Raw genomic sequence first — 22,560 nt, forward strand, 5'->3', positions numbered from 1 at the left:
CACTACTCCCCCGGGGTTATCTTTGTGGTCTTTTTCCGATAACGGGCGGTGCGAGCCGCTTTTCTGCTTCTTGAAACTCACGCGCTTTCACGGGGCCGCGCTGGCGGCCTACCTGATCTGGGGCTTTTTCCCCATTCCGTTGCGCCTACTGGCGGGCTACCCCAGCGGGCAGATTCTGTATTTCCGGGTGCTGCTGGCCCTGGTGCTGCTGGCGGGCATTCTGCTGCTGGCGCGGCGCGGGGCGCTGCGGGCTACAGGGCAGCAGTACCGGGCCGCTTCGGCCTCGGAGCGGCGGCAGCTGCTGGGGCTCACGGCGCTGGGCGGCGGGCTGCTGACGCTGAACTGGCTGCTGTTTATTTACGTGGTAAACCACGTGAGCGTGCAGGCGGGCTCGTTTGCCTACCTGCTGTGCCCCATTCTGACGGCCCTGCTGGGCTGGGCGGTGCTGGGTGAGCGGCTGCGGCCGGTGCAGGGCGCGGCCATCGGGCTGAGCTTGCTGAGCTGCGGGATGCTGGCCACCGGCGACTGGCACACGGTGGGCATGAGCCTGTTGGTGGCGCTGAGCTATGCCTGCTACCTGGTGACGCAGCGGGTGCTGCGCCGCTACGACAAGCTGGTGCTGCTGGGGGCACAGCTGCTGCTGGCTACGCTGGTGCTCTTGCCGCTGGCCGGGCCGCTGGGCGCCACGCCCGCCGCGGGCTGGGCCGATACGCGCTTTCTGCTGATTACCGCCTTGCTGAGCGCGGGCTTTACGGTGCTGCCGCTGTTCCTGAATTTGTACGCGCTGGGTCGGCTGTCGTCGGGTACGGTGGGGGTGCTGATGTACCTGAACCCGCTGGTGAGCTTCGCGCTGGCCTTCGTGTACTTCGGCGAAACGGCCACGCCGGGGCAGCTGCTGGCCTACGGGCTCATTGTGGTGTCGGTGGTGCTGTACAACTGGCCGCAGCGGGAGGCTGAAGCGCAGTCTGATGCGGAACGGCTGGCGGCGTAAGGGACCCTCCCCTGGTCCCCCTCTCCGCGGAAGAAGCGGGTTTGGAGCTGGCACCAGTATAAATAAAACCGCCGCTGGCCCTGGGGCCGGCGGCGGTCTTGCTTGCATGCCATATCTAGCAGCTGCGTGAGCCTGACTCGTATCGGAACGGCTAACTGGGGGCCTAGAAGCCGATGCCGATGCGGACGCTTTGCTCGAGCTTGCGGCCCGACTGCAGGGCGGTGAAATAGTCGACGCGCACGAGCTTGAAGATGTGCTCGATGCCCACGCCCAGCTCGAGGTAGTGGCCGGCGGCCTGGGTACGCAGGTAGTTGACGGTGCCCACTTCCTGCCACTTCAGGCGGCGCATGAGGGGGATTTTATTGAGGAAGAAGCCGTTGAAGTGGTGGTCGAGGTGGGCCTCCACGAAGCCGCGGCGGGTGCTGTAGCGGTAGTAGTCGAGCAGCTGGAAGCGGCTGAAGTCGGCGGCGAAGCGGGTGAGGTTGCCGGAGAAGTGGCGGTAGTCCATGAACGCCAGCTGCGGGCGGCCCAGGAAGCCGCCGGCGTTGACGTAGTAGCTGCTGGTTCCCAGCAAACCAAACTGCACCGACTGGCGGATGCCGGCTTCGAGGTAGGTGTAGCGTACGTCGGAAAGTCCTTCGACGCCCCAGCCCTGCCGCCAGGTGAGGCGGAACAGCGGGTAGCGCGAGCCGAGGTTGATTTTGCCGTCGGGGCGGGCAATGTAGCGCTGGCCGGGGCGGTAGCTCAGCCACAGCTCGGTGCCCAGGGCGCGGCTGCGGCCGAACTGGCTGCCGCCGGGCAGCTCGGCGGCCACGGGGTCGTTGGGGGTGAAGGCGCGGCCGGGAATGTCGGTGATGAGGTCAATGGTGGTGTTTTCCAGCTCGCGGCGGTCGAAGTAGCTCACGGCGCCGCGCACGTCGAGGCCGTTGCGCACCTCGGTGAGGTAGCCCACCTCGGCGCCGCGGCGCTGGTAGTACTTGGCGAAGTTGCGGTTGCGCAGCAGCGTGTAGGAGGTGTTGAGCAGCGGCGTGTGCTGGGAGTTGGCGTCGAAGTTTTCCACCGTGCGCCCTACCTGCACTTGCCAGCGGGCGGTGCGCATGGCATCGTGCTGCCAGTTGATTTCCACCGAGGGGCTGAAGAGCCTGGCCTCGGTGCCGTAGCGCAGCACGGGCGTGAGCCAGAAGCGGCGGCGGTCGTCGGTGTAGCGCGAGTAGGTGAGCTGGGGGCTGATGATGGTGCCCTCGACGGTGCTGTACTGCAGAATCTGGAACACCGAGGGCACGCTGTACTGCTGCTTGCGGTGCGAGTCGTTGTAGGTGTAGCCGGTGAGCAGCTTCTGGGTTTCGAACTGGTTACGCAGGCGGTCGAGCGAGTCCTGGTAGGGCTTGGAGTTGCGGATGACTTCGGTGCTGTCCTTTACGCGGTAGTCCTTCACCTCTTCGTCGGTGAGGGGCACCGGCCGAATCTGGGACCAGTAGGCGCTGTCGCGCTCGTTGGCGCCGGTTTCCACGCGCATCACCTCGCCGGGGGCCAGCTTCTCTACCTCCGTCAGGCTGCCGGCGCGGGCCAGCGAGTCGATGGCGCGGGCAGCGGCCTGGCGGCTCTGGCGCTTCACCTGCCGGGTGAGGGCGCGCACGGCGGGGCGCTGCTGGCGGGCTTCGGCCACGGTTTCGGCGTGTACGGGCTCGTCGGGGGCGGCGGGCGCGGGGGCGCTGGGCACCGGGCGGTTGGGGTGGGTGGGCGCCACGCGGTACTGCGAGAACACGGCCGTGAGGTAAGCATTGCCCTTGAAGCCCATGGCCGAGAGGTTGGCCGTCAGCGTCTGGGACTGCATCACCCACACGTGCGGGGCGTTGGGCGCGGGCGCATACTGCTGGTCGATGCGCACGTTGTCGACGTAGTCGAGCTGGGCATCCTCGTTCAGGCTCAGCCCCACCGAGTGCAGGCGCCAGGTGCCGTCGACGATGTAGATGTGGCCGGTGAAGACCGGGTCGGTGCGGCGGCGCGGGATGACGCGGATTTTGTGCACCATTTGTCCGCCCTGCTGGGTGGTGCCCTCGAGCACGTACTGGTAAAACAAAAAGGCGTTGGGTGCGATGGGCGACACGAAGCCGCGCTCGGAAAACACCTTCAGCACCGGGTTGTAGAAGCTCAGACCCCGGCCGGCGCCGGCGCGGTTCAGGCTGAAGGCCTTGGCGTCGCCGCTCACCCGCGAGGATATCATGCGCTCCTTCACGATGTTGGGCTGGCGAAACGACACCTCCGACACCGACTCGGACAGATACAAAATGCCCGGTTTGACGTCGGGGCCGACTTTGAACAGGCCCAGCACGCGGCTGGGGGCATCCTTGAGGCGGGCCAGAGCCTTGATGTAGCTGCGGGCCGTAAAGCTGGCCACCTCGCGGCGGTGGTAGTTGCGCCAGTCCATGGCGTGCTGCACGATGGCGTAGGCCGGGTCGCGGTCTTTGGCGCGCACCACCACTTCGCGCAGCTGGTAGTTTTCGGGCGTGAGCGTGACGTTGAGCACCGTGGCCGTGTCGCCGCCCATGATGCGCACCTGCTCGACTATGGGCTTGAAGCCCACGTACTGGAACACCACCTCGTAGCGGCCGGCGGCCAGTGGCAGCTGGTAGTTACCCTGCTCGTTGGAGGCGGTGTTGGTGGTGGTGCCCTTCACGGCCACGTTGGCAAAGCCCAGCGGCTGACCCTTGGGGTCGGTAATGCGCCCGCGCAGCACGCCGGCCGCGCTCAGCAGCGGCAGCAGCAAAAAGGCCAGTAAAGCAGGTAAAAAACGAATCATAGCCGGGATGGATTGGGCAGCAAGTTAGCGAGGAGAGCCGCTGCCCGGCCGCGGCGTTGCCTCGCCGTCGGCATATTTTTTCCCGCTTCCCTCCCACTCGTTGCCGCTGGCTAGCGGGGCGTGGCGGGAATGGCGTCGGGTTCGGGCACGGGCAGCGGGGCGCGGCGGGCATGGCGGGCCAGGTACCAGGCGTTGAGCAGCACCCCGGCCAGTACCAGCGTCATGCCCGCGTAGGCGCCCGGCGGGAAGGCTTCGCCGAAGAACAGCAGCCCAAAGCCCAGGGCGTAGAGAATGCCCAGGTAGTTCCAGTTGGCCACCTTCGCGAGCTGTTCGGCCTGGTAAGCCTTGGTCATATACACCTGCGCGCCCTGGGTGAAGACGCCGGTGAGACCCAGCCACAGCCAGTCGAGCCCCTGGGGCGTAACCCACTTCACCAGCAGGCAGTAGGCGGCCGTGATGGGCAGGGCCACCATCGGGAAGTAAAACACCACCACCAGCGGGTGCTCGCGCCCTTTGAGGCGGCGGATGGAGTTGTAGCTCAGCCCTGAGAAGACCGCCGACAGCACGCCCAGCCCCAGCCACAGCGGCTCGACGCGGGCATCGACGCCCTCGGCCCAGAGCACGCCCGCGAAGGAGAGCAGGAAAAACAGCCACTGCCAGGGTCGCACCGGCTCCCGCACGATGAAGATGCCCAGGATGGCAGTGAAGATGGGGGCCAGGTACTGAATGGTAACGGCCGTGGCCAGGGGCATCTGCTGCAGGGTGCCGAAGTACAGCATGAGGGCCAGCGCGCCGGTGGTGCCGCGTGAGATGAGCAGCAGGTGGTTGGAGCCCCAGGGCCGGATGCGCAGAAGCCGCAGGGTGAGGTAGCTCAGCGCCACCGAAATGAGCGAGCGAAACAGAATAATCTCCAGCGCCGGCACGTGGGGCAGCAGTTTCACGCACACGTTCATGAGCGCAAAGCAGAGCGTGGACAGCAACATGTAGCGGACGCCGCGAGAAAAAATCATCGGTCGGTGAAGCAAAACCAGGAGGGCCGGTAAAGGTCGGTGGGCGGCCACTCACCCGCCCCTGTGCCCAAGTAAACAAGCCAACAATTCGACGGTTGTAGATGGAAATGTGCGGATTGCATACTACATTGCTGCCCGGTAACCCGCTCATCTTCGGATAATCCAGTGGGCTACCATTTTTGGATGATTCAATCCAACTTGTTTATGTGAGCGAACAGCCGCCACCTTCTGGGTGGCGGCTGTTTTTTTGGCCGGCCGGTTTTTTTCGTCCTTTTTTTCGGGCGGCTTTGGCCCGACCACCCGGCCCGGGGCTGCGTACACTTTGCCGCGGCCCGCCCACCGGTCCGCTTTCCTCCCGCCCCACTCTTTCCGATGGACGACCACGCCCGCAAGCGCAAAACCTACACCCCGGCCGAGGCCCTCCAGAAGATTGCGGCCTTCTGCGCCTACCAGGAGCGCAGCCACCAGGAAGTGGCCAGCAAGCTGCGCAGCTACGGCCTCGACGAAGACGAAGCCGGCGAAATCATGATCCGGCTGGTGCGCGAAAAGCTGCTCGACGACGAGCGGTTCGCCCGCTCGTTCGTGCGCGGTAAGTACCGGCTCAAGAAGTGGGGCCGCCGCCGCATCCGGCAGGAGCTGAAACAGCGGGGCTTGTCGGAGTACTGCATCAAGGCCGGCATGAGCGAAATCGACGGCGACGAGTACTACCATAACCTGCGCGAGCTGCTGGAAAAGAAAAACGCGCTGGAAAAGGAGCCCAACCCCCACAAGCGCCGGCAGAAGCTCACGCTCTACGCCACGGCCAAAGGCTACGAGGGCGAGTTTATTCAGGACGCCCTGCGCGAGCTGCTGGGCACCGAGCGGTAGCGGCCACCCGCGGCGGCCGGGCTGCGTACTGCCTGGTTACGACCGGCGCCGCGCCGGTACTGGTCGCTACCCGCTTCAGCCATGGCCAAGATTCGCAAGAAAACCCGCAAGGCGCTCCGCAAAGAAGTGCGCCGCCTGTTCCGCAAGGAAGGTCCGGAAGTTGTCATCGGGCTGATAACCGGCGTGGTGACCAACCTGGTAACGGAGTGGGCGCAGCGGCGGGCCCGCAAGAAAAACAGGAAGTAGCCTCAGCCGCGCAGTTCGGGCGCCGCCTCGCGCCGCAGCAGGCCGTAGAGCACCGCGTCCTGCCACTCGCCCGCCTGGTAGTACTGCTCGCGCTGGTAGCCCTCGCGCCGAAAGCCCAGGCGCTCGAGGCTGCGGATGGACGCGTGGTTACGCGGGTCCACGTCGGCCACCAGCCGGTGCAGGTCGAGCGGGCCGAAGGCGAAGCGCAGCAGCTCGGGCAGGGCCTCGTGCATGTAGCCCTGTCCCCAGTGCGCGGTGCCCAAAGCGTAACCGATATCGGCCCGGCGGTTGCCGGCACTCAGCCCCGACAGCGTGCAGGTACCGATTACCTGGTCGTCGGTGGCGCGGGCTACACCCCACTGAAACAGGGTGCGGGCAGCAAAACAGGCGTAAATATCGGCCAACAGCCCGGCCGCTTCCGCCTCGTTGCGCACGCCGGCGTTGCCCCAATAGCGCAGCACCTGCGGGTCAGAGAAGATGGCGTAGAGAGCGGGCACGTCGGCCGCCGTGAGCCAGCGCAGGCGTAGGCGCGGGGTGTTGAGCGGGGGAAGCTGGGTGGCCGCAGGAAGCATGGCAGAAGATAAAGGCAGGTGACGGCCCGAAGAAGCGGCGCAGGAAAAGCACCGGCCACCGCCTAGCCGAAGGTGACGCCGAAGGTGGCAGCCAGCGCCGTTAGGTGGGCCGGATCGGGATTGGCGGGCGGTGGCGGTACCGTGAGCGACTGGGCCGGCTCCGATAGCTGCCGGAAGAAGTGCTCGAAGCCGGCGGGAGCAATGTGCAGCAGCACGCGGGCGTACTCGGTTTCGAGCTGGTAGCGGTGGCGCCGGCCGCGGGGCAGGTGCACAGTGTCGCCGGGCCCGGCGTGCAGCACCGCGTCGTCCACGGTGAAGGAAAGGTGGCCGTCGAGCACGTAGAACGTTTCGTCTTCGCGCTGGTGCACGTGCGCCGGCGGCTCGGTCCCGCGCTGCAGGCACAGGTCCAGCAAAGCAAACGCGCCGCCGTTGTCGGCTCCGGTAACGAGCGGGGTAGCCAGGTTGCCCAGGTACCACCACGAGCCAGCCGCCGTGCGGCAACGCCGGAACGGGGCAGTGCCCGGCATCAGGGTAGTTTGCACGGCCAGGTCGGCTTCCAGAGTCGGCGCAGTGGTAGCTTGGTTGATTTTCATAACGGGTGGCAAGGTTGAAGCAGGTCGGTCACCAAAACTACCCGCTTGGAATGGCTGCTTCAACCTTGTCACCTCACATAAACGTGTCGGTCAGCGGCTTACCCAGTACCTAAGGCTCTCATCCTCACATCAACGTGTAGGTCGCGCCGTTTACTGCCGGGTTGCCGGCACGGGCGGGGCGGTCTGCGGTACCAGCACCACGCGGCGGCCGGTGAGGGTTTCGAGCATGGGCCGCAGAATCTGCTGGGCGTTCTGCTGGGTCTGGGCCAGAATGCCCGATTGCAGGGCCGCGCGGCGCACGTTCTGCTCGGCGTACTTGTAGCCCGCATCCACCAGATCGGCGTCCTGAAAAAAGCCGTTTTCCACGCTGTACACCCGGCTCCCATTATGGTCGATGCGCCAGGTGCACAACTCGGCCGGCGGCAGGGCCACGCGCACCACCGAGTCGCCTTCGAACACCACGTCGAGGGGCTTGATCTTGCGCAGGTCGAGGCAGCCCACGGCTTCGCCGGCCACGATGAGGGCCACTTTGGCGTCGGGCAGGAAGCGGTAGGTGCTTTTCTTGTACTCCACCACGTCCTTGAACCGGTAGCGCACCAGCTCCAGCCGGCCCAGTCCCTCGATTTTCTCCAGCACGGTGTTGTGGCTCACCGTCACCCGCGGCTCGGCGCGCAGCGGGTTCAGGTCGTCGAAGGCCGGGGCAACTTTTCGCCACAGAAACCAGCCCAGGCCGAGCAGAAACAACAGGGGCAGTAAACGGCGCAGCAGGCGGAACAGAGGCATATGGGGGCAATTAATAATTATCAATCAGGAATTGATAATTACAGATGAGGTTACGCCCACCGGCCGCTGCGGTTGCGCCGCTGCTCATTGGCGCATGATCCAGGATAAATGTTCAATGAGAAGTGGGCGGGGGCGCGCCGAAGCGTTCGGTAAAACCGGCCCAGCCCTGCAGCCCGCCGGTGTGCACGGCTAGCACGGTGCTGCCGGCTGCAAAATAGCCCTGCTCGATGAGGGCCAGCGTGCCGTACAGCAGTTTGCCGGTGTAAACGGGGTCGAGCAGGATGCCGTGGCGCTGGTAGAACTGCCCGATGAAAGCCAGCAGCGGCGCCGAATAACGCGCGTAGCCCCCGAAGTGAAACTCAGTGCGCAGTTCCCAGTTGTCGAAGCTCTGGCCGGTGGCCTCGTGTACCAAAGCGGCCACCTCGGCCCGCAGGCCCGGCGCGTGGCCCTTCAGGGCCGAAATGCCCACTACCCGGCCGTGCCCCCCGGCCCCGGCCACTAGGCCCGCCAGGGTACCGCCGCTGCCGCAGGCTACTGTTAGCGCGTCGTAGGACTGGTGGGCCGCGGCCAGCTCCCGCACGATTTCGGCGCAGCCCTGCACGGCCAGCCCGTTGGTGCCGCCCTCGGGCAGCAGGTAAGCGGGGCCAAGACGCGCCAGTAGTTCGGCCTGCCAGTCGGGCTCCGAGCGGCGGCGGTACTGCTCGCGGCTCACGAAGTGCAGCTGCATGCCCGCCGCGGCGCAGCGGGCCAGCGTGGAGTTTCGCGCCGCGGCCGGCTCGCCCCGCACGATGCCTACCGTCTGAAAATCATAGAGCACGCCGGCCGCGGCCACGGCGGCCAGGTGGTTGGAGTAGGCCCCACCAAAAGTCAGCAGCGTGGTGTGTCCCTGACGGCGGGCTTCCCGGAGGTTGGGCTGGAGCTTGCGCCACTTGTTGCCCGGCAGCGCGGGGTGGTGCAGATCGTCGCGCAGCAGGCGCAAGCGCACCCCGCGCTGCGCGGCCACGGGCTCGGGCAGGTCGGTGAGCAGGGGCGCAGCGGCGAATTCAGCAGGCAGCATACAGCGGGCAGGAAGCCGGCGCGTTGGGCAGCACGGCAGGTAGGAGCTGAACGCAATGATGCCGCGACTTGTGCGGCCGCGGCATCACGTCGAGACGGGTGGATTTCCGGCTACGCGGCCAGCAGATCGTCGCGGTCGGCTTCAGGCTCGGGCGTGGGGCGGCGGCGCAGGGCGTAAACACCGGCGCCGATGAGCACGGCAAACAGCAGAATGGACGACACCAGCGAAACGGTGTTGCCGATGCTGTACTCCTGGGGCTCGAACTTGAACACGATGTTGTGCTGGCCAGCGGGCACGACCATGGCGCGCAGCACGTAGTTGGCGCGCAGGTGCGGCACCAGCTTGCCGTCGAGGTAGGCGTTCCAGCCCTCGGGGTAGTAGATTTCGGAGAACACCACGAAGCCGTCCTGGGCGGCCTTGGCCTGGTACTCCAGCTCGTTGGGCGAATACTTGGTCAGGCGAATGGAGGAGCCGGCGTTGGCGTAGCTGGTTTTGGCCTGCGGGAACTTGCTCACGTCGACCACCGCCGTGGTTACCGGGTCGAAGGTGCTCAGGGCGTTCATTTCCTGGTCGGCGTTCTGCACCGGCTGCACGCTGCTCACAAACCAGGCATTGCCCAGGGCACCGGGGTTGAGCTGCGCAATCGGCTGGCCCGACTTCTGGTCGCGGCCGAGGAAATAGCGGGCGTTGAGCATGGACGTCATGCGCGGGTTGTTCTGCGAAATCTGCCGCTCAATCAGCTCCTGGTAGCGCCGCATCTTGGCGCCGTGGTAGCCGCCGATGCTCTTATGGAAGTACGAGGTGTTGGCTTCGTTGAAGGGGTTATCCACGTTCAGCACCCGGTAGTGCAGCGTGGGGTCGCGCAGAATCTGCTCGTCGGCGGCCGAGGGCACGAACTCCTGGGCCACGGTCTTGTCCTGGAAGTTGCTTTCGCCGAGGTAGCGCTTGTCCACGGCCCACAGGTCGACTAAGGTCAGCGCGGCCACCAGGGCCGTGGCCACCGTGGCGGTGAGCTGGCGGCGCAGGTAAAACCACAGCACCGCGGCCGTGGCCAGAATGAAGAACAAGGAGCGCAGCACGTCGGCGCGCATCAGGCCGGCGCGGTCTTCGCGCAGCGCGTCGAGCGGGAAGCCCTGCTGCTGCAGCTGCGCGTCGATGGGCGAGGCAAAGTCGGCGCCGAGGCCGAAGACGAAGGCCAGCGCGCAGATGCCGGCCGTGATGCCCGTGGCCAGCAGCAGCTTGCGGCGCAGCTCGGCGGTTTCGGGCGCGTCGGCCACGGCCACGCCGGGCAGCCTGGGCACGGCGGCGGTAGCCGGGCGGCCCCGCAGCACCCGGGCCAGGGCCAGAATGGCCAGCAGCGGCATGGCCAGCTGGGCAATTACCAGGGCCATCGACACCGACCGGAACTTGTTGTAGCCCGGGAAGTAGTCGAACATCAAATCGTTGAAGGCGGCGAAGTTCTTACCCCAAGCCAGCAGCAGCGACAGAATGGTGCCGATCAGCAGCCAGGTGCGGATGCGGCGGTCGGCCACGAACAAGCCCAGCACGAACAGCAAGCACACCACCGCACCCACGTACACCGGTCCGCTGGTGATGGGCTGGTCGCCCCAGTAGGTGGGAATGTTCTGCAGGTATTCGCGCAGCTGCACCGGCGGCACGCCCAGCCCCGACAAAGCCTTGCCGGTGGCCGAATTCTCGTCGAGCTTGCCCGAGGAGGCGCCACCGTAGTAGTTGGGAATGAGCAGGGTAATAGACTCGCCCACGCCGTAGCTCCAGTTGAAGGCGTAGTCGCGGTCGAGGCCTGAGCCGGTTTCCACCTTGGCAGCCGGCTGGCCCGGCGCGGTGGGCGCCGGCGTGGTCAGCTCCGACTTGCCGCGGATGCTGTACTTGCCGTAGGAAGCCGTGGTGTAGAGGCGGCCGAACGAAACGCCCACCGCCAGCAGGGCGGCCACGGCCAGCAAAGCCGTGCGCTGCAGGAAGTCGGCCAGGCGCTTTTCGCGGATGGCGTACACCAGCTCCACGATGCCGAACACCAACACCAGCAGCAGCAGGTAGTAAGTGATTTGCAGGTGGTTGGCCCGCACGTTCATGGTCAGCCCCAGGGCAAACAGGGCCGCGCCCAGCAGCTTGTGCCGCCGGAAAGCCACCAGCAAACCGCCCAGCACCAGCGGCGCGTAGGCCAGGGCGTAGGACTTGGAGTTGTGCCCCGCGGCCAGGATGATCAGGTTGTAGCTCGTCAGGCCCAGGGCCAGGGCGCCGGTGAGGGCTACCAGGGGGCGCAGGCCCAGCGCCACGAACAGCAGGTAGCCACAGAGCAAGGCCACAAACAGGTTGGCCACCACGGCGGGCAGCCCCAGGGTGAAGAGGCTGCTCAGGTACACCGACAGGTCACCCGGGAAGCGGGTGCCAATCAGGTAGGTGGGCATGCCCGAGAACATGGAGTTGGTCCAGAGGGCTTCCTGGCCGGTGGCCTCGCGGAAGGCCGCGGCCTCGCGGGCGCCGCCGTTGAACTGCACGATGTCGTGCTGGCTCAGGGTCTGGCCCTTGAAAACGATGGGCGAGAAATACACCACTGCCACCAGCAGCAGGAAGGCAACGGCCAGCAGGTGCGGCAGCACCCGGCGCCACAAAGGCGCGGCGGCCGGCGTCGGCGGAACAACAAGGGTCATTCGGCGGGCGAAAAACAGAGAAGAAACAGAAAACCCGGCCCGCGCGCAGCAGGCCGGGCGGAGGCAGCCCGAAGGTAGGCCGATTATTTTACTTCCTCGAACTCCACGTAGTCGCCCCCGCGGAATTCGGTTTGGCGCTTTGGCTTGGCCGTGGGCGGCACGTAATCGACCTGCACCTGCCCCTCGGGACCGGGTTTGGGCGCGGTGGGCGGCGGGCCGAAGGGCGAACCGCCGGGCCCGAACGGGGAGCCGCCGGGGCCGAAGTCGAGGCCGCTGCGCTGCATCTGCTTGCGCACGAAGGCCGTGAGCAGCCAGCGTACCAGCCAGGGCATGACCATGCGCAGCAGCAGGGCCACGAGCAGAAAAATGAGAAGGGCTTTGATGATCATCCGCGCGCGGGCAGGTCAGGTTTAAAGTAAAAATCCCGGTCGGCCGTGCCAAACAGCTCGGCGGCCGGACAAGGTACTAACCGCGCTTCAGTCCCGGTGGTTTCCAGCAGGTAGGGTTGGTAGCCCAGTTCGGCCAGCAGCTCGCTCACCCGGCGGCGGTTTTCGGCCCCGTTCAGCTCGGTCTGAATGATGGGCCGGTGGCGGCGCAGCGTGGCCTGCATGTGGCGAAACACCTCGTGCTCGAAGCCTTCCACGTCGCACTTCACAAAGTCGAGACGGTCGAAGTGGGCCAGCAGTTCGTCGGGCACGCGCATGTCCACCTCGTAGAACTGCCCGTACTGCTCGTGGGGGCTGGAGTCGGCAATCTTGGTCATGCCGTGGTGCAGCAGGCCGTTGCGGGCGGGCGTGCCCATCTGCACGGTTTTGTTTTCGCCGCCCAGCGCGTAGGGCAGCAGCAGCAGGTTGTCGACGCCGCTGAGTGGCACGTTGTCCTGCCAGATGCGCTGAAACAGGGGCACCGGCTCCACGGCCAGCACCTTGCCCTGCGGCCCCACCAGCCGCGACAGCGCCACCGAGTAGTAGCCCAGGTTGGCGCCGATATCCAGGCACACGTCGCCGGGCTTCACCAGCTTGGCCAGGAAAAACAGCTCGGGGTATTTGGCTTTGCCCCAGCCGGCAGCTACCAGCCGCAGGTAGATGCGGCTGACGAAGCGAATGTAGCGCTCGAACCCGAGCGCGCCGACGAGGAGTTTGCGCAGCGCCTTCATGTGCGGGCAAAGGTAGCACCTGCGGCCGGGCCGGAATACTACACCGCTCCCGGCCCGCGTTTTGGGCCGCGGTCAGGCAACGTTAGCTTTGCCCCATTCCGGTCGACTCGTCGTTCTGATTTCCTTATCTCCCGCACTATGAAGTATGCCCTCGTGGCGCTGCTGGGCGCGCTGTTTTTGTTTCTGTCGCCGGCCCGCGCGCAAACCTCTTTTTCCAGCGACACCACTGAATTCGAGCCCGTAGCTTCGGAGCGTTCAGCCGACCCCTGTGCCGACTGCGGCGGTGGACGGCGGGGTAGCTTCCGCTTTGTGCGCTATAAATGGGACGTGAGCGTGGATGCCTCATTCGTGCTACCGCGCTTCGTGAACCTTACCTACGCCCCTTACGGGGGCGGCTACAACACTTATGGCACCGGCCTCAATCAGACGGGCAATTTTACCCGGTTTATGGTCCGCAAAAACGAGGTGGTTCGCGACAGCCGGAACATCCCGGTCCGCAAAGGTGCCTACCGCCTGAATGTAGGCTTTGGGCTCAGCGGCAACAAAGTGCGGGAAGACAGTATTAAAATCCTCAGTGCCAATACCTACCTTATCGAAAATGCTTCCAGTTTCAGCGGGGTTTCCGTGGATGCCGGCTACGAATGGCAGCAACAGCTGGGCCGTTTTCAGCTGCTTTACGGCTACGAGGGCTTTGTACGTTACTCCCACAGCAACACCACCGGACACTTCTATTATCTGGGGCTTAATGATAACCAGGAAATAGAGCAGAAGCGCGAACAGGCGAAATGGTCTAGCAGCTCCCTCAGTATAGGTATTGCCCCCCTAGCCGGCCTCAAGTTCTTTGTGCACCCGCGTTTCTCGGTATCCGTCGAAAACAAGCTGTACATCCAATACAACCGCAACCAAGACAAAGCCAACCACGCTACGTTGTCACTTAATGGTTTAAGCCGGTACAGCCTGACTTCGGGCTATGCCACTACCTTAGCTCCGCTCTCGGCACTCAACGCCACCTTCCACTTCGGCCAAGTAGTGCGTTAGCGGCGTGCAGCCCGGCTCCAGGCCCGCGACACACCGGCCGCTACTAGCCCACCGAGGGTGTACCAGGCCACCGTCATCAGGCTGGTTTGGGGCGTGCGGTTGCTGGGCCCGTCGCCCAAACCCAGCGGGCCGGGCAGCAGCACCCCGCCGGCACCGGCGGCTATGCCCAAAGCTGCGCCCCGCCACCAGGCATCTTCGCCGGAACCCACTAAGCTGTAGTACAAACCGTTGCTGAGCAGGTCGCCGGCCATCGTGGCGTTGTAGAGCGTGGGCTGGTCGGGCTGCGGCGCATCGGCGGCGGCCAGCAGCTTGCGCAGTCCGCGCATGCCCAGCACGTCCATGCGCGGGGCGTCGGGGGTGAGGCGGCGGGCGGCCTGGTGCACCAGCGTAAGGGCCACAGCGCCGGCCAGGCCGCTGATAAGGGACTGCGTGACGGGGGCGGAAGCAGACGATTTCATAGGCGTAGCGCGTTGGGTAGGTTTTCCAACGCAGGTCCGGCAGCGGGGTTGAGCGGCGGGGCTAGAAAAATTTCGCCGGAAGTTTTGTGCGGCGTTTGCCGGGGCGCTTATATTTGCACTCCCATTGCGCGTCCTGCGCTCCAGTGGGAAAGTTGCCTGCTTAGCTCAGTTGGTAGAGCAGCTCATTCGTAATGAGCAGGTCGTTGGTTCGAGTCCAATAGCAGGCTCCACAAGCAAACCGGCCCGTTTCCTGATCAGGAAACGGGCCGGTTTCGTTTTCAGCGCTTGCGGGCCTTAGCCGTTGCGCTTGTTGGTCATCTTCGAGAGGTAGCTGATGCCCAGGGCCAGGGCCAGGCCACCCACTACCTTCTGGGTGGTGCTGAGCTTGCCGAGCTGGCCGGCAGCGGCGTCGCCGAAGTTCTTGAGCTTGTCGTTTACGCCGTTAAGCATCGAGGACTTATTGCCGGCCGCGGCCTGGGGCTGCTGGGCGGCGCTGCCCGAGGTATTGAGGAAATCCGTGTTGCTGGAAGAAGGGTTGGTTGCCATGATGTAGGGTTGAGTTTGGAGTGAACAAGCAAGGCGGCACCCCGGCCGGGGGCCCTGAAAGCTATTCGTAAACCAGGGCTCCAGGGTTGCGCCCACCTCGACCAGCTATAACGGCCCGCAACCGGCTATGCCACCACATCAGGGCGAGGCTCGGGGGCGGTGCCGCGGCCGGGGCCAGCGGGTGGGTCGAGGCCCAGCAGGCGGGCGTAGTAGGCGGTGTCGCGCCGAGCTACCAGGCGGGCTTCCACCTCAAAGCGGTTGTCGTAGTAGCCCACCCGCATCGATTCGAGCAGGTACTTCCACAGAAAGCCCAGCAGGCCGTACTGCTGCACCTGCCGGATGTGGCACATCTCGTGGGCCACCCACGACGGGTCGCGCAGGAACTCGGCGCGCGACACCCCGCTGAGGTGAATGCTGCCGCCCAGGACCATGGCTACGTTGCGCTGCTTGAGCTTCCAGCGGGCCAGTCGGGCCAGGGGCGAATGCTCGATGATGGGGGGAAGGTTCACGGCTAAAGGAAAGCAAGTCGGCTACGTAGCTGAAAAGCTGATGGTTGCACGGCGAGTCCGCAAAATGCATTCCTATTTTGCATCTATCCATGAATTTATGGCTCATTAGCCCGAATAATTTGGACCCTTAATCTGACCGACCTAGTTTTACCCTATCGGCCCGGGTAGAATCTTTCCAGTCGGGTTCGGGAAAACCTCTTATTCACCTTCTCCAACTTGCTCGCTTAGAGAAGAAAAGTACGCCAACCGGCCCCTCGCGGCCACCGCCCGGGGGCGGAGTTTCATACCCCACACGACGGACAATGAAGAATACCCTTTTGTGTTGCCTCGCCGCTGTTTCACTGGCTCTTTCTTTTTTCTTTGACTACTCGCCCGAATCCGGGCTCACCCATAAGGCGGCTTCGGCCGCCCCGGCCGAAGCCTCGCTGCTGTCGGCCCTGGCCGAATCGGGCGACGACCCGGTAACCTTCCGCGACTCGCTGGCCGTGGGCTACTATGCCCAGACCCTCGGCATCAAGGCCGACTACGCCGAGGATGCCTCCCTGCTGCGCACCATCACCGAGTGGCTGGGCACCCCCTACCGCTTCGGCAGCAGCACCAAGCGCGGCACCGACTGCTCGGGCTTCGTAACCCGGGTATTTAAGGAAGTGTACGGCATCAACCTGGTGCACAGCTCGCGCTCCATGTTTGCCAACGCCAAGCGCGTGGCCAAAACCGAAATGCAGACCGGCGACCTGGTGTTTTTCCGCCGCGGCCCCGGTCAGCCCATCTACCACGTAGGCATCTACCTCAAGGACGGCAAGTTTGCCCACTCGGCCACCAACGGCGGCGTGATGGTCAGCTCGCTCAACCAGGGCTACTACCAGCGCAACTTCTACGCCGCCGGCCGCGTGAACGTAGAGTAGCCCCGCTGCCTGACCGCTTTGCAGAAGCCCTTGCCCCGCGGCAAGGGCTTTTTTGTTTGTTTTGCGCCCGCAAGCATCCGATAACCATTTCGGCGCGAAACAGTATAGGACGGCAGCCGCCCGCGCGCCGGCACTGCCCTCAGGGCACCGGCACCCAAAGCCCAGGCGACGCCCAAATCGTTTCTTCTCTCCAGCCCTTTCGTCATGGCTACCCAACCACCCAACGGGGAACGGATTGCATCGTCTCCGTTCTTTAAAACGCTGATCGGCAAGGCCGAAGGCTACCTCAAGCAGCCGCTGCGCATCAAGCAGCTGCTCAACGACGCTTACCAGAAAGCCAGCGAGAAAAAAGACGTCGGCAGCATTGCCCACGAGGCATGGGAAAGCATGCAGACGCTGTTCCGCCTGGTAAAATCGGCCGCTTCGGGCGAGTACACCGGCATTCCCACGCCCACCATCCTGGGCGCCATTGCCGTGCTGATCTACTTTCTCTCCCCCATCGACCTGGTGCCCGACTTCATCCCGGTGGTGGGCTTGCTCGACGACGTGGCCCTGATGGCCTGGTTCATGAGCACGCTCTCGGCCGAGCTGGATAAGTTTCACGCCTGGGAGCAAGGCCGGGGTGTGACGGCGGCTGGCGGTCCGGCGCCGCAGCGCCCGGCCCTGCGCGAGGCGCACTGGACCGAGCAGGCCGAGCACAGTGTAAGCAGCGGTTCGTTTACCGCCGCTCCCGAATCGGCCAAGCACGCCGGCAAGGCCGACCTGCCCGGCGGCTCGTCGCCCGATCCGGCCAACCGGGCCGAGCCGGCCAACCGGGCCGAGCCGGCGGGTGAGCACCACCCCACCCTCGACGTAACGCCCAACCCTCACATGGAAGGCGCCAGCACGGCGGGCAGCCGCGACCCGAAACCCACCGGCTCCCGCGGCGGCGACACCGGTGGCAACGTCCGCTAGGCTTCCCCGCTCAAACACAGAAAAGGCCCGCAACCAGTTGTTGCGGGCCTTTTCTGTGTTTTCAGACCAAAGAAGAATTAGCGGCGCGCCGGCCGACCACCCCGGTGCGAGGCCACGTAGCGCACAAAGTCGCGCACGGTGTTCAGGGGTACCTCGTCGGGGATGGTGATGTGGAAGCGGCGCTCCAGCTCCAGGATGATGTCGACCACGTCGACGGTATCGAAGCCCAACTCGCGGCTGAGGTTGCTGGATACACGCAGGCGCTGGGGCTTGATGGCCTTACGCTTGCTGATGATGCGCAACACCTGCTGTTCGATGTTGGCGGGAGCGGAAGTCGTTTGGGTTAGCATGGCTAAACGACAGTGGTGGGGAGAATGATGAAGGGAAATAAAGCCGGGGGGCTGCCAGCGAACGGCCGGTGGCCGTAGGTTGGAGTCGGGCCGGATGAAAAAGGTTGCATGCTCTTGTCAGCGGCCCCGGTTGGGCCCCCGGCGCCCGGCGGCGGGGCGGTGCCACTGGGCCACGCGCCCGCACCGCCGGGCTGGATCAGAGCCAGGCTTAGTATTCGGCCAGGATGGGCGGACGAGCGGCTTCCACTTCCTCCTCATGGGCTACCGGCTGCGCCAGGGCGTCGGGGTTTTTGCCCGTCAGCTTGCCTTTCAGCGTCTCGCTCAGCAGGTACATCACCGGTACTACTACCAGGGTGATGAGCGTGGCGAAAACCAGGCCGAAGATGATGGTCCAGGCCAGCGGGCCCCAGAACACTACCGACTCACCACCGATAAAGAATCGGGGGTCGAAGGCGGCGAACATTTCGTAGAAGTCCAGGTTCAGGCCGATGGCCAGCGGAATCAGGCCCAGCGTGGCGGCGGTAGCCGTCAGGATTACCGGGTTCAGGCGGGTGCGGCCGGCCAGCACGATGGCCTCGCGCAGCGGCATGCCTTGGGAGCGAAGGATGTCAGTGAATTCCACGAGCAGGATACCATTTTTTACTACGATACCTGCCAAGGCAATTACCCCTACGCCGGTCATCACAATACTGATATTCATGCCCGTAATAGCCAGGCCCCAGAACACGCCGGCAATGGAAAACAGCACTTCGGAGAGGATAATAACCGGCTTGCTGAACGAGTTGAACTGCAATACCAGAATCAGGAAGATCAGGGCCAGGGCACCCAGGCCGGCAATGGGCAGGAAGTCCGAGGTTTCCTTCTGGTCTTCCTGCGCGCCACCCATCTTAATGGTGTAGCCCGCCGGCGTGGGGTAGGCTTTCAGGGCCGTCTCGATCTGACGTACTACGTCGGGGCCGGTGAAGCCCGACAGCACGTTCGAGGAGATGGTGATGACGCGCTTCACGTCCTTGCGCTTGATGCCGCCGTAGGTGGTACCGTACTTCACATCGGCTACCGAGCTGATGGGCACCTGGCGCATCTGGCCGGTGGCGTCGCGGAAGGTCAGCGGCGCATTCAGGATGGCGTCCACGTCTTCGCGGTAGGGCTTGGCGTAGCGCACCTGAATCGGGTACTCGTCATCCGGCGTCTTGAATTTGCTGGCTTCCGAGCCGTAGATGGCCGTGCGCACCTCCATGCCGATCTGGGCCGTGCTGATGCCCTCGCGGTTGGCGCGGGTACGGTCAATGTTCACGGCAATTTCCGGGTTACGGTCTTCCAGGTTGGAACGCAGCTGCTCGATGCCGCCGATGTTTTTCGAGTTGACGAACTTGATAACGTCCTTCGACAGCGCGGCCAGCTTGGGGTAGTCGTCGCCGGCTACCTCAATGGCAATTTCCTTACCCGTGGGCGGGCCGCTCGACTCCTGGTCCACCGAAATTTCGGTGCCGGGAATGCCCTTCACCACCTCGCGGATTTTGTCCATGTAGGTGCGGGTTTCGGGGCCGGTTCGCTCGCTCATTTCCTTGAAGGCCACGGCTACCTTGGCCAGGTGCGACTGCGACACGCCCGTAGCCGTGGCTTCGCCCGGGTCGCCGGCGCCGATGGCCACGTTGGTGATGACCGATTCCACGTCGGGGTTGGGCTTGCCGTCGGGCTGAATGACGCCGTAGATGCGGCGCTCCAGAATGCGGGCCACCGAGTCGGTTACTTCTACGCGGGTACCCACCGGCATCCTCAGGTAGGTGTACACAAATTTCGGGTCGCCTTTAGGGAAGAAGTCCACCTTGGGGCTGCGCATTCCCAAGGCTACAAACGAGCCGAAGAATAGCAGCACTACTCCTACCATTACCAGCACCGGGTGTCCAATGGCCCAGCGCACCAGGTTGGCATAGCCATCCATGAAGCGCGGCAGCGCTTTGGTCTGGAACCAGGCAATGCCCTTACTGAATACAAAGGTGTTCAGCCAGATCAAGGCGGCTACGGTCAGCAGCAGATTGCCGATGAAGTGGCCGTGCAGCTTGAAGAAGCCCGGCATTTCGGCTCCGGTTGCCAGGGCAGCCGCCCGTTGTTCAGCATCCATGTGGCCGCCAATGCCGGCAACGTTGAACAGGATGCCCAGAACCACCAGCGCAACGGTCCAGATCAGCAGGTTGCGCGTCACGCGGGGCTTGCTGTGCTCGGAGTGGTGGTCTTCGCGCTCCATAAACGACACGGCAAACACCGGGTTCATGATGAAGGCCACGATCAGCGAGGACATCAGGGTGAGAATCAGCGTGACGGGTAGGTAGAACATGAAGCTACCCACAATGCCCGGCCAGAACATCAGCGGCACGAAGGGCGCCACGGTGGTGAGCGTACCGGCCAGTACCGGAATGAACACCTCGCCGGCGGCAAACTTGGCGGCCTGGGCGGTGGTCAGGTTGGGGTGCTCGTGCAGCAGGCGGTGGGTGTTTTCGATTACCACGATGGCATCGTCGACCACGATACCCAGGGCCAGCAGGAAGGCGAAGAGCACGATCATGTTCAGCGCGAAGCCGAACATGGGCAGCACCAGGAAAGCCAGGAACATCGAAATCGGCACCGACAAACCCACGAACAGGGCGTTGGTGGTACCCATGAAGAACATCAGAATCACCGTCACCAGGATGAAGCCGATAATGATGGTGTTGATCAAATCGTGCAGCGTGACGCGGGTGTCGTTGGATGTGTCACCCGTGATGGTGATGCGCAGGTCGCCGGGCAGGCTCTTCTTCGAGTCATCCACCAACGCCTTGATCTTGTCGGAGGCGTCGATGAGGTTTTCGCCCTGGCGCTTAATCACGTTCAGGGTGATGGACGGCTTGCCGTCGAGACGGGCGTAGGACTCCCGCTCCTTGAAGGCATCTTCCACAGTGGCAATGTCGCCCAGGCGCACGGCCGAGCCGCTCAGGTTCTTCACCTGGATGTCGGCAATGTCGGCGGCGTTGACGTACTGGCCGGCCACGCGCACGGCGCGCGTCTGTCCGCCCACGTCCACCGAGCCGCCCGAGATGGTGATGTTCTCGCGGCCAATGGCGCCCTGGATGTCGGCGAAGCTCATGCGCGAGGCGCGCAGCTTGTACATGTCCACGTCCACGTTCACCTGCTGCTCCAGGGCCCCGATGATGTCGACGCGGGTAATTTCGGGCAGGGCCTCGATTTTGTCCTGGAAGTCGTCGGCCAGCTTTTTTAGCTGCGACGCCGGCAGGTTGCCGGCTAGGTTGATCTGCATGATGGGCAGCTCCGAGAGGTTTACCTCCTGCACGGTGGGCGGGGTGGGCAGGTCGTTGGGCAGCTCGTTGCTGGCCTTGTCCACCGCGTCCTTGATGAGCTGCTTGGCGTACTGCACGTCCACGCCGGAGTTAAACTCCACGTCCACGATGCAGTAGTCCTGGTTGGAGGTGGAGTTGATTTTCTTCACCCCGTTCACCGACTTGATTTCTTTCTCAAGCTGGCGCGTCACCAGGTTTTCGATGTCCGTGGGCGAGGTACCGGGGTACACCGTGGCCACGATGATGCGCGGAATGACGATATCCGGGAATTTCTCCTTACCCAGCTTGATGTAGGAGAAGATACCCGCCACGCACAGCAGCAGCGTGATGATGTAAATGCTGGTCTTGTTATCAATGGACCAACTGGTGGGTCCAAACTCTTTTTCGATATCCTGCATGAGGAGTCAGAAGCTAGGAAGTGAGTCGTGTCAGGCCGCGCGGCTGGGGCAGGTTGTAGCGGCCCCGGCCGCCGGTCCGTGCGCTAGGCGCCCGCTTGCCCGGCCAGGTTGCCGGCGAGGGACACCGTCTGGCCCTCGTTGAGGTTCTGGTAGCCGGCCGAAATCACCTGGTCGTTGGCGTTCAGCCCGCTGGTAATTTCGGTTTTGCCGTTGTAGGTCGCACCGGTCTGCACCACGCGCTTGGCCGCTATTTTCTTGCCGCCTTTGTCTTCCACCACAAACACGTAGCTGTTTTCTTCGTCTTTCTGGATCAGATCAACCGGCAGCACGGTGGTGTTGGACTTGCTGTAGTTCTGGATGCGCACGGTGGCCACCATGTTGGGGCGCAGCTGCTGGGCGGCCGGGCCGGCCAGGCGCAGCTCCACCGAAAAGGTGCGGCTGGCCGGGTTGATGGTGCGGCTTACGGTGCGCACCGTCGAGGGCACGTCCGTCACGCCCAGGTCGGCGATGTTCACCAGGGCCTTGTCGCCGGCCTTGATGGTGTTGGCGTAGTTTTCCGACACGTCGGCCACGATCTTGCCGCTGCCGCCGCTGAGCAGGCGCACCACCGGCATACCGGGGTTGCCCATCTCCCCCACTTTCGCCGGCACCTCGTCGACCACGCCGCTGAAGGGCGCCACTACGTTGTACATGGCGCGCTGCTGCTGCTGGGTGGCCAGGCTGCGCTGCAGGGCTTCGTAGTTGTTTTTGGCCTGCAGGTACTGGATTTCGGTGCCGATCTGCTGTTTCCAGAGGCGGTCCTGCTTCTCAAACACGGTGCGGGCCAGCTCCAGGCGGGTGCGCAGCTCGGCAATGCCCGATTCGAGCACGGCGGCATCCTGGGTGGCCAGCACCTGTCCCTTGCTCACCCGGTCGCCGCGCTGCACGCGGATGCTGGTGAGCACGCCCGGCACGCGGGGCGACACGTTGGCGTTTTCGTCGAAGTCGGCGCGGGCCTGCACTTCCAGGTAGCTGGTGAAGCTTTCGGGCTGCACACTGATAACCGACACGGGGGCGACGTTCACGGCCGCCTCGGTGGGCTTGCCGGTTTTTGCTTCCAGCTCGGCAATCTTGGCCTGGTTGGCGGCGGTTTCCTGTTTCAGCTTGGCCAGCTCGGCAGCCGGGTCTTTCTGGCCGCAGGCCGCCAGCAAAGTCAGGGCCAGCATAGCGGCAGAGGTAGTGTATTTCATGGAGCGGGTGCGGTTCACGGTCGGCTGGAGGGCGGTAGCTTGCTGGGCCGGACGGTTCATAATAAGCAGGTTGAGGGGGCAGCTGATGACGGTTCGT

At 64.4% G+C, this 22,560-nt stretch carries 21 protein-coding genes and 1 tRNA gene; 7 read left to right on the forward strand and 15 right to left on the reverse strand.

Annotated features, from left to right (window positions below; genetic code table 11):
* The first annotated feature begins 70 nt into the window (after positions 1–70).
* On the forward strand, positions 71–991 hold the full coding sequence (locus ACE191_RS11935) for an EamA family transporter (RefSeq protein WP_400192454.1): 921 nt from the start codon (positions 71–73) through the stop codon (positions 989–991).
* Between the two features lie 163 nt (positions 992–1,154).
* Here ACE191_RS11935 and ACE191_RS11940 read toward each other — a convergent pair whose 3' ends face one another.
* Both ACE191_RS11940 and ACE191_RS11945 read right to left on the reverse strand, forming a co-directional pair.
* On the reverse strand, positions 1,155–3,791 hold the full coding sequence (locus ACE191_RS11940; protein ID WP_400192455.1) for a DUF5686 and carboxypeptidase regulatory-like domain-containing protein: 2,637 nt from the start codon (positions 3,789–3,791) through the stop codon (positions 1,155–1,157).
* 110 nt (positions 3,792–3,901) lie between these two features.
* On the reverse strand, positions 3,902–4,801 hold the full coding sequence (locus ACE191_RS11945; protein ID WP_400192456.1) for a DMT family transporter: 900 nt from the start codon (positions 4,799–4,801) through the stop codon (positions 3,902–3,904).
* Between the two features lie 372 nt (positions 4,802–5,173).
* Between ACE191_RS11945 and ACE191_RS11950 the strand changes: the two genes are divergently transcribed.
* Complete coding sequence (locus ACE191_RS11950) at positions 5,174–5,668, forward strand: regulatory protein RecX (protein WP_400192457.1); 495 nt, start codon at positions 5,174–5,176, stop codon at positions 5,666–5,668.
* A gap of 81 nt (positions 5,669–5,749) precedes the next feature.
* Entirely contained in the window at positions 5,750–5,914 is a 165-nt protein-coding gene (locus ACE191_RS11955; protein ID WP_400192458.1) for a hypothetical protein, read from the forward strand.
* A 2-nt stretch (positions 5,915–5,916) separates the two neighbouring features.
* Here ACE191_RS11955 and ACE191_RS11960 read toward each other — a convergent pair whose 3' ends face one another.
* From ACE191_RS11960 to ACE191_RS11990, 7 genes are all read right to left on the reverse strand, one after another.
* Entirely contained in the window at positions 5,917–6,486 is a 570-nt protein-coding gene (locus tag ACE191_RS11960; protein ID WP_400192459.1) for a GNAT family N-acetyltransferase, read from the reverse strand.
* A gap of 62 nt (positions 6,487–6,548) precedes the next feature.
* The gene (locus ACE191_RS11965) at positions 6,549–7,079 is read right to left on the reverse strand and encodes a quercetin 2,3-dioxygenase (RefSeq protein WP_400192460.1); all 531 of its coding nucleotides are present in this window, start codon (positions 7,077–7,079) and stop codon (positions 6,549–6,551) included.
* Between the two features lie 150 nt (positions 7,080–7,229).
* Positions 7,230–7,862, reverse strand: coding sequence for a DUF4230 domain-containing protein (locus ACE191_RS11970; protein ID WP_400192461.1), 633 nt, complete (start codon positions 7,860–7,862; stop codon positions 7,230–7,232).
* A 112-nt stretch (positions 7,863–7,974) separates the two neighbouring features.
* Positions 7,975–8,919, reverse strand: a complete 945-nt coding sequence (locus ACE191_RS11975; protein ID WP_400192462.1) for a 1-aminocyclopropane-1-carboxylate deaminase/D-cysteine desulfhydrase — start codon at positions 8,917–8,919, stop codon at positions 7,975–7,977.
* 110 nt (positions 8,920–9,029) lie between these two features.
* Positions 9,030–11,588 carry a YfhO family protein gene (locus ACE191_RS11980; RefSeq protein ID WP_400192463.1) on the reverse strand — a complete coding sequence of 853 codons (2,559 nt, stop codon included), beginning with the start codon at positions 11,586–11,588 and terminating at the stop codon, positions 9,030–9,032.
* 83 nt (positions 11,589–11,671) lie between these two features.
* Positions 11,672–11,977, reverse strand: a complete 306-nt coding sequence (locus ACE191_RS11985; RefSeq protein WP_400192464.1) for a hypothetical protein — start codon at positions 11,975–11,977, stop codon at positions 11,672–11,674.
* Positions 11,974–12,744, reverse strand: coding sequence for an FkbM family methyltransferase (locus ACE191_RS11990; protein WP_400192465.1), 771 nt, complete (start codon positions 12,742–12,744; stop codon positions 11,974–11,976). Before ACE191_RS11990 ends, ACE191_RS11985 begins: the two co-directional genes overlap by 4 nt.
* A gap of 138 nt (positions 12,745–12,882) precedes the next feature.
* Between ACE191_RS11990 and ACE191_RS11995 the strand changes: the two genes are divergently transcribed.
* Entirely contained in the window at positions 12,883–13,782 is a 900-nt protein-coding gene (locus ACE191_RS11995; RefSeq protein ID WP_400192466.1) for a hypothetical protein, read from the forward strand.
* On the opposite strand, the gene ACE191_RS12000 is transcribed toward ACE191_RS11995, so the two are convergent.
* Entirely contained in the window at positions 13,779–14,240 is a 462-nt protein-coding gene (locus ACE191_RS12000; protein ID WP_400192467.1) for a hypothetical protein, read from the reverse strand. The genes ACE191_RS11995 and ACE191_RS12000 overlap by 4 nt on opposite strands.
* Before the next feature lie 154 nt (positions 14,241–14,394).
* On the opposite strand from ACE191_RS12000, the gene ACE191_RS12005 reads away from it, so the two are divergent.
* A tRNA-Thr gene (locus ACE191_RS12005) sits at positions 14,395–14,470 on the forward strand.
* Positions 14,471–14,534: 64 nt separating this feature from the next.
* Here ACE191_RS12005 and ACE191_RS12010 read toward each other — a convergent pair.
* A complete protein-coding gene (locus tag ACE191_RS12010; protein WP_400192468.1) occupies positions 14,535–14,786 on the reverse strand; it encodes a hypothetical protein in 252 nt (83 codons plus the stop codon).
* A gap of 125 nt (positions 14,787–14,911) precedes the next feature.
* The gene (locus ACE191_RS12015; RefSeq protein WP_400192469.1) at positions 14,912–15,295 is read right to left on the reverse strand and encodes a hypothetical protein; all 384 of its coding nucleotides are present in this window, start codon (positions 15,293–15,295) and stop codon (positions 14,912–14,914) included.
* Positions 15,296–15,597: 302 nt separating this feature from the next.
* Between ACE191_RS12015 and ACE191_RS12020 the strand changes: the two genes are divergently transcribed.
* Complete coding sequence (locus ACE191_RS12020; protein ID WP_400192470.1) at positions 15,598–16,200, forward strand: C40 family peptidase; 603 nt, start codon at positions 15,598–15,600, stop codon at positions 16,198–16,200.
* A gap of 204 nt (positions 16,201–16,404) precedes the next feature.
* Positions 16,405–17,154: a YkvA family protein gene (locus ACE191_RS12025; protein WP_400192471.1), complete on the forward strand. Its 750-nt coding sequence runs from the start codon at positions 16,405–16,407 to the stop codon at positions 17,152–17,154.
* 77 nt (positions 17,155–17,231) lie between these two features.
* Here the strand turns inward: ACE191_RS12025 and ACE191_RS12030 are convergent, their stop codons facing one another.
* From ACE191_RS12030 to ACE191_RS12040, 3 genes are all read right to left on the reverse strand, one after another.
* Entirely contained in the window at positions 17,232–17,504 is a 273-nt protein-coding gene (locus ACE191_RS12030) for an acyl carrier protein (RefSeq protein WP_400192472.1), read from the reverse strand.
* 208 nt (positions 17,505–17,712) lie between these two features.
* Positions 17,713–21,234: an efflux RND transporter permease subunit gene (locus ACE191_RS12035; protein ID WP_400192473.1), complete on the reverse strand. Its 3,522-nt coding sequence runs from the start codon at positions 21,232–21,234 to the stop codon at positions 17,713–17,715.
* A gap of 83 nt (positions 21,235–21,317) precedes the next feature.
* Positions 21,318–22,523 (reverse strand): efflux RND transporter periplasmic adaptor subunit, encoded by a 1,206-nt coding sequence (locus ACE191_RS12040; RefSeq protein WP_400192474.1) that lies wholly within the window; start codon positions 22,521–22,523, stop codon positions 21,318–21,320.
* Between the last annotated feature and the right edge of the window lie 37 nt (positions 22,524–22,560).

Source organism: Hymenobacter sp. B81, assembly GCF_044628455.1.
Lineage (GTDB): Bacteria > Bacteroidota > Bacteroidia > Cytophagales > Hymenobacteraceae > Solirubrum.

Excerpts from the sequence above, each read along its gene's own strand:
- ACE191_RS11940 (WP_400192455.1), bottom strand. The coding sequence starts at position 3,791 with ATGATTCGTTTTTTACCTGCTTTACTGGCCTTTTTGCTGCTGCCGCTG.
- ACE191_RS11945 (WP_400192456.1), bottom strand. The coding sequence starts at position 4,801 with ATGATTTTTTCTCGCGGCGTCCGCTACATGTTGCTGTCCACGCTCTGC.
- ACE191_RS11950 (WP_400192457.1), top strand. The coding sequence starts at position 5,174 with ATGGACGACCACGCCCGCAAGCGCAAAACCTACACCCCGGCCGAGGCC.
- ACE191_RS11955 (WP_400192458.1), top strand. The coding sequence starts at position 5,750 with ATGGCCAAGATTCGCAAGAAAACCCGCAAGGCGCTCCGCAAAGAAGTG.
- ACE191_RS11960 (WP_400192459.1), bottom strand. The coding sequence starts at position 6,486 with ATGCTTCCTGCGGCCACCCAGCTTCCCCCGCTCAACACCCCGCGCCTA.
- ACE191_RS11965 (WP_400192460.1), bottom strand. The coding sequence starts at position 7,079 with ATGAAAATCAACCAAGCTACCACTGCGCCGACTCTGGAAGCCGACCTG.
- ACE191_RS11970 (WP_400192461.1), bottom strand. The coding sequence starts at position 7,862 with ATGCCTCTGTTCCGCCTGCTGCGCCGTTTACTGCCCCTGTTGTTTCTG.
- ACE191_RS11975 (WP_400192462.1), bottom strand. The coding sequence starts at position 8,919 with ATGCTGCCTGCTGAATTCGCCGCTGCGCCCCTGCTCACCGACCTGCCC.
- ACE191_RS11980 (WP_400192463.1), bottom strand. The coding sequence starts at position 11,588 with ATGACCCTTGTTGTTCCGCCGACGCCGGCCGCCGCGCCTTTGTGGCGC.
- ACE191_RS11985 (WP_400192464.1), bottom strand. The coding sequence starts at position 11,977 with ATGATCATCAAAGCCCTTCTCATTTTTCTGCTCGTGGCCCTGCTGCTG.
- ACE191_RS11990 (WP_400192465.1), bottom strand. The coding sequence starts at position 12,744 with ATGAAGGCGCTGCGCAAACTCCTCGTCGGCGCGCTCGGGTTCGAGCGC.
- ACE191_RS11995 (WP_400192466.1), top strand. The coding sequence starts at position 12,883 with ATGAAGTATGCCCTCGTGGCGCTGCTGGGCGCGCTGTTTTTGTTTCTG.
- ACE191_RS12000 (WP_400192467.1), bottom strand. The coding sequence starts at position 14,240 with ATGAAATCGTCTGCTTCCGCCCCCGTCACGCAGTCCCTTATCAGCGGC.
- ACE191_RS12010 (WP_400192468.1), bottom strand. The coding sequence starts at position 14,786 with ATGGCAACCAACCCTTCTTCCAGCAACACGGATTTCCTCAATACCTCG.
- ACE191_RS12020 (WP_400192470.1), top strand. The coding sequence starts at position 15,598 with ATGAAGAATACCCTTTTGTGTTGCCTCGCCGCTGTTTCACTGGCTCTT.
- ACE191_RS12025 (WP_400192471.1), top strand. The coding sequence starts at position 16,405 with ATGGCTACCCAACCACCCAACGGGGAACGGATTGCATCGTCTCCGTTC.
- ACE191_RS12030 (WP_400192472.1), bottom strand. The coding sequence starts at position 17,504 with ATGCTAACCCAAACGACTTCCGCTCCCGCCAACATCGAACAGCAGGTG.
- ACE191_RS12035 (WP_400192473.1), bottom strand. The coding sequence starts at position 21,234 with ATGCAGGATATCGAAAAAGAGTTTGGACCCACCAGTTGGTCCATTGAT.
- ACE191_RS12040 (WP_400192474.1), bottom strand. The coding sequence starts at position 22,523 with ATGAACCGTCCGGCCCAGCAAGCTACCGCCCTCCAGCCGACCGTGAAC.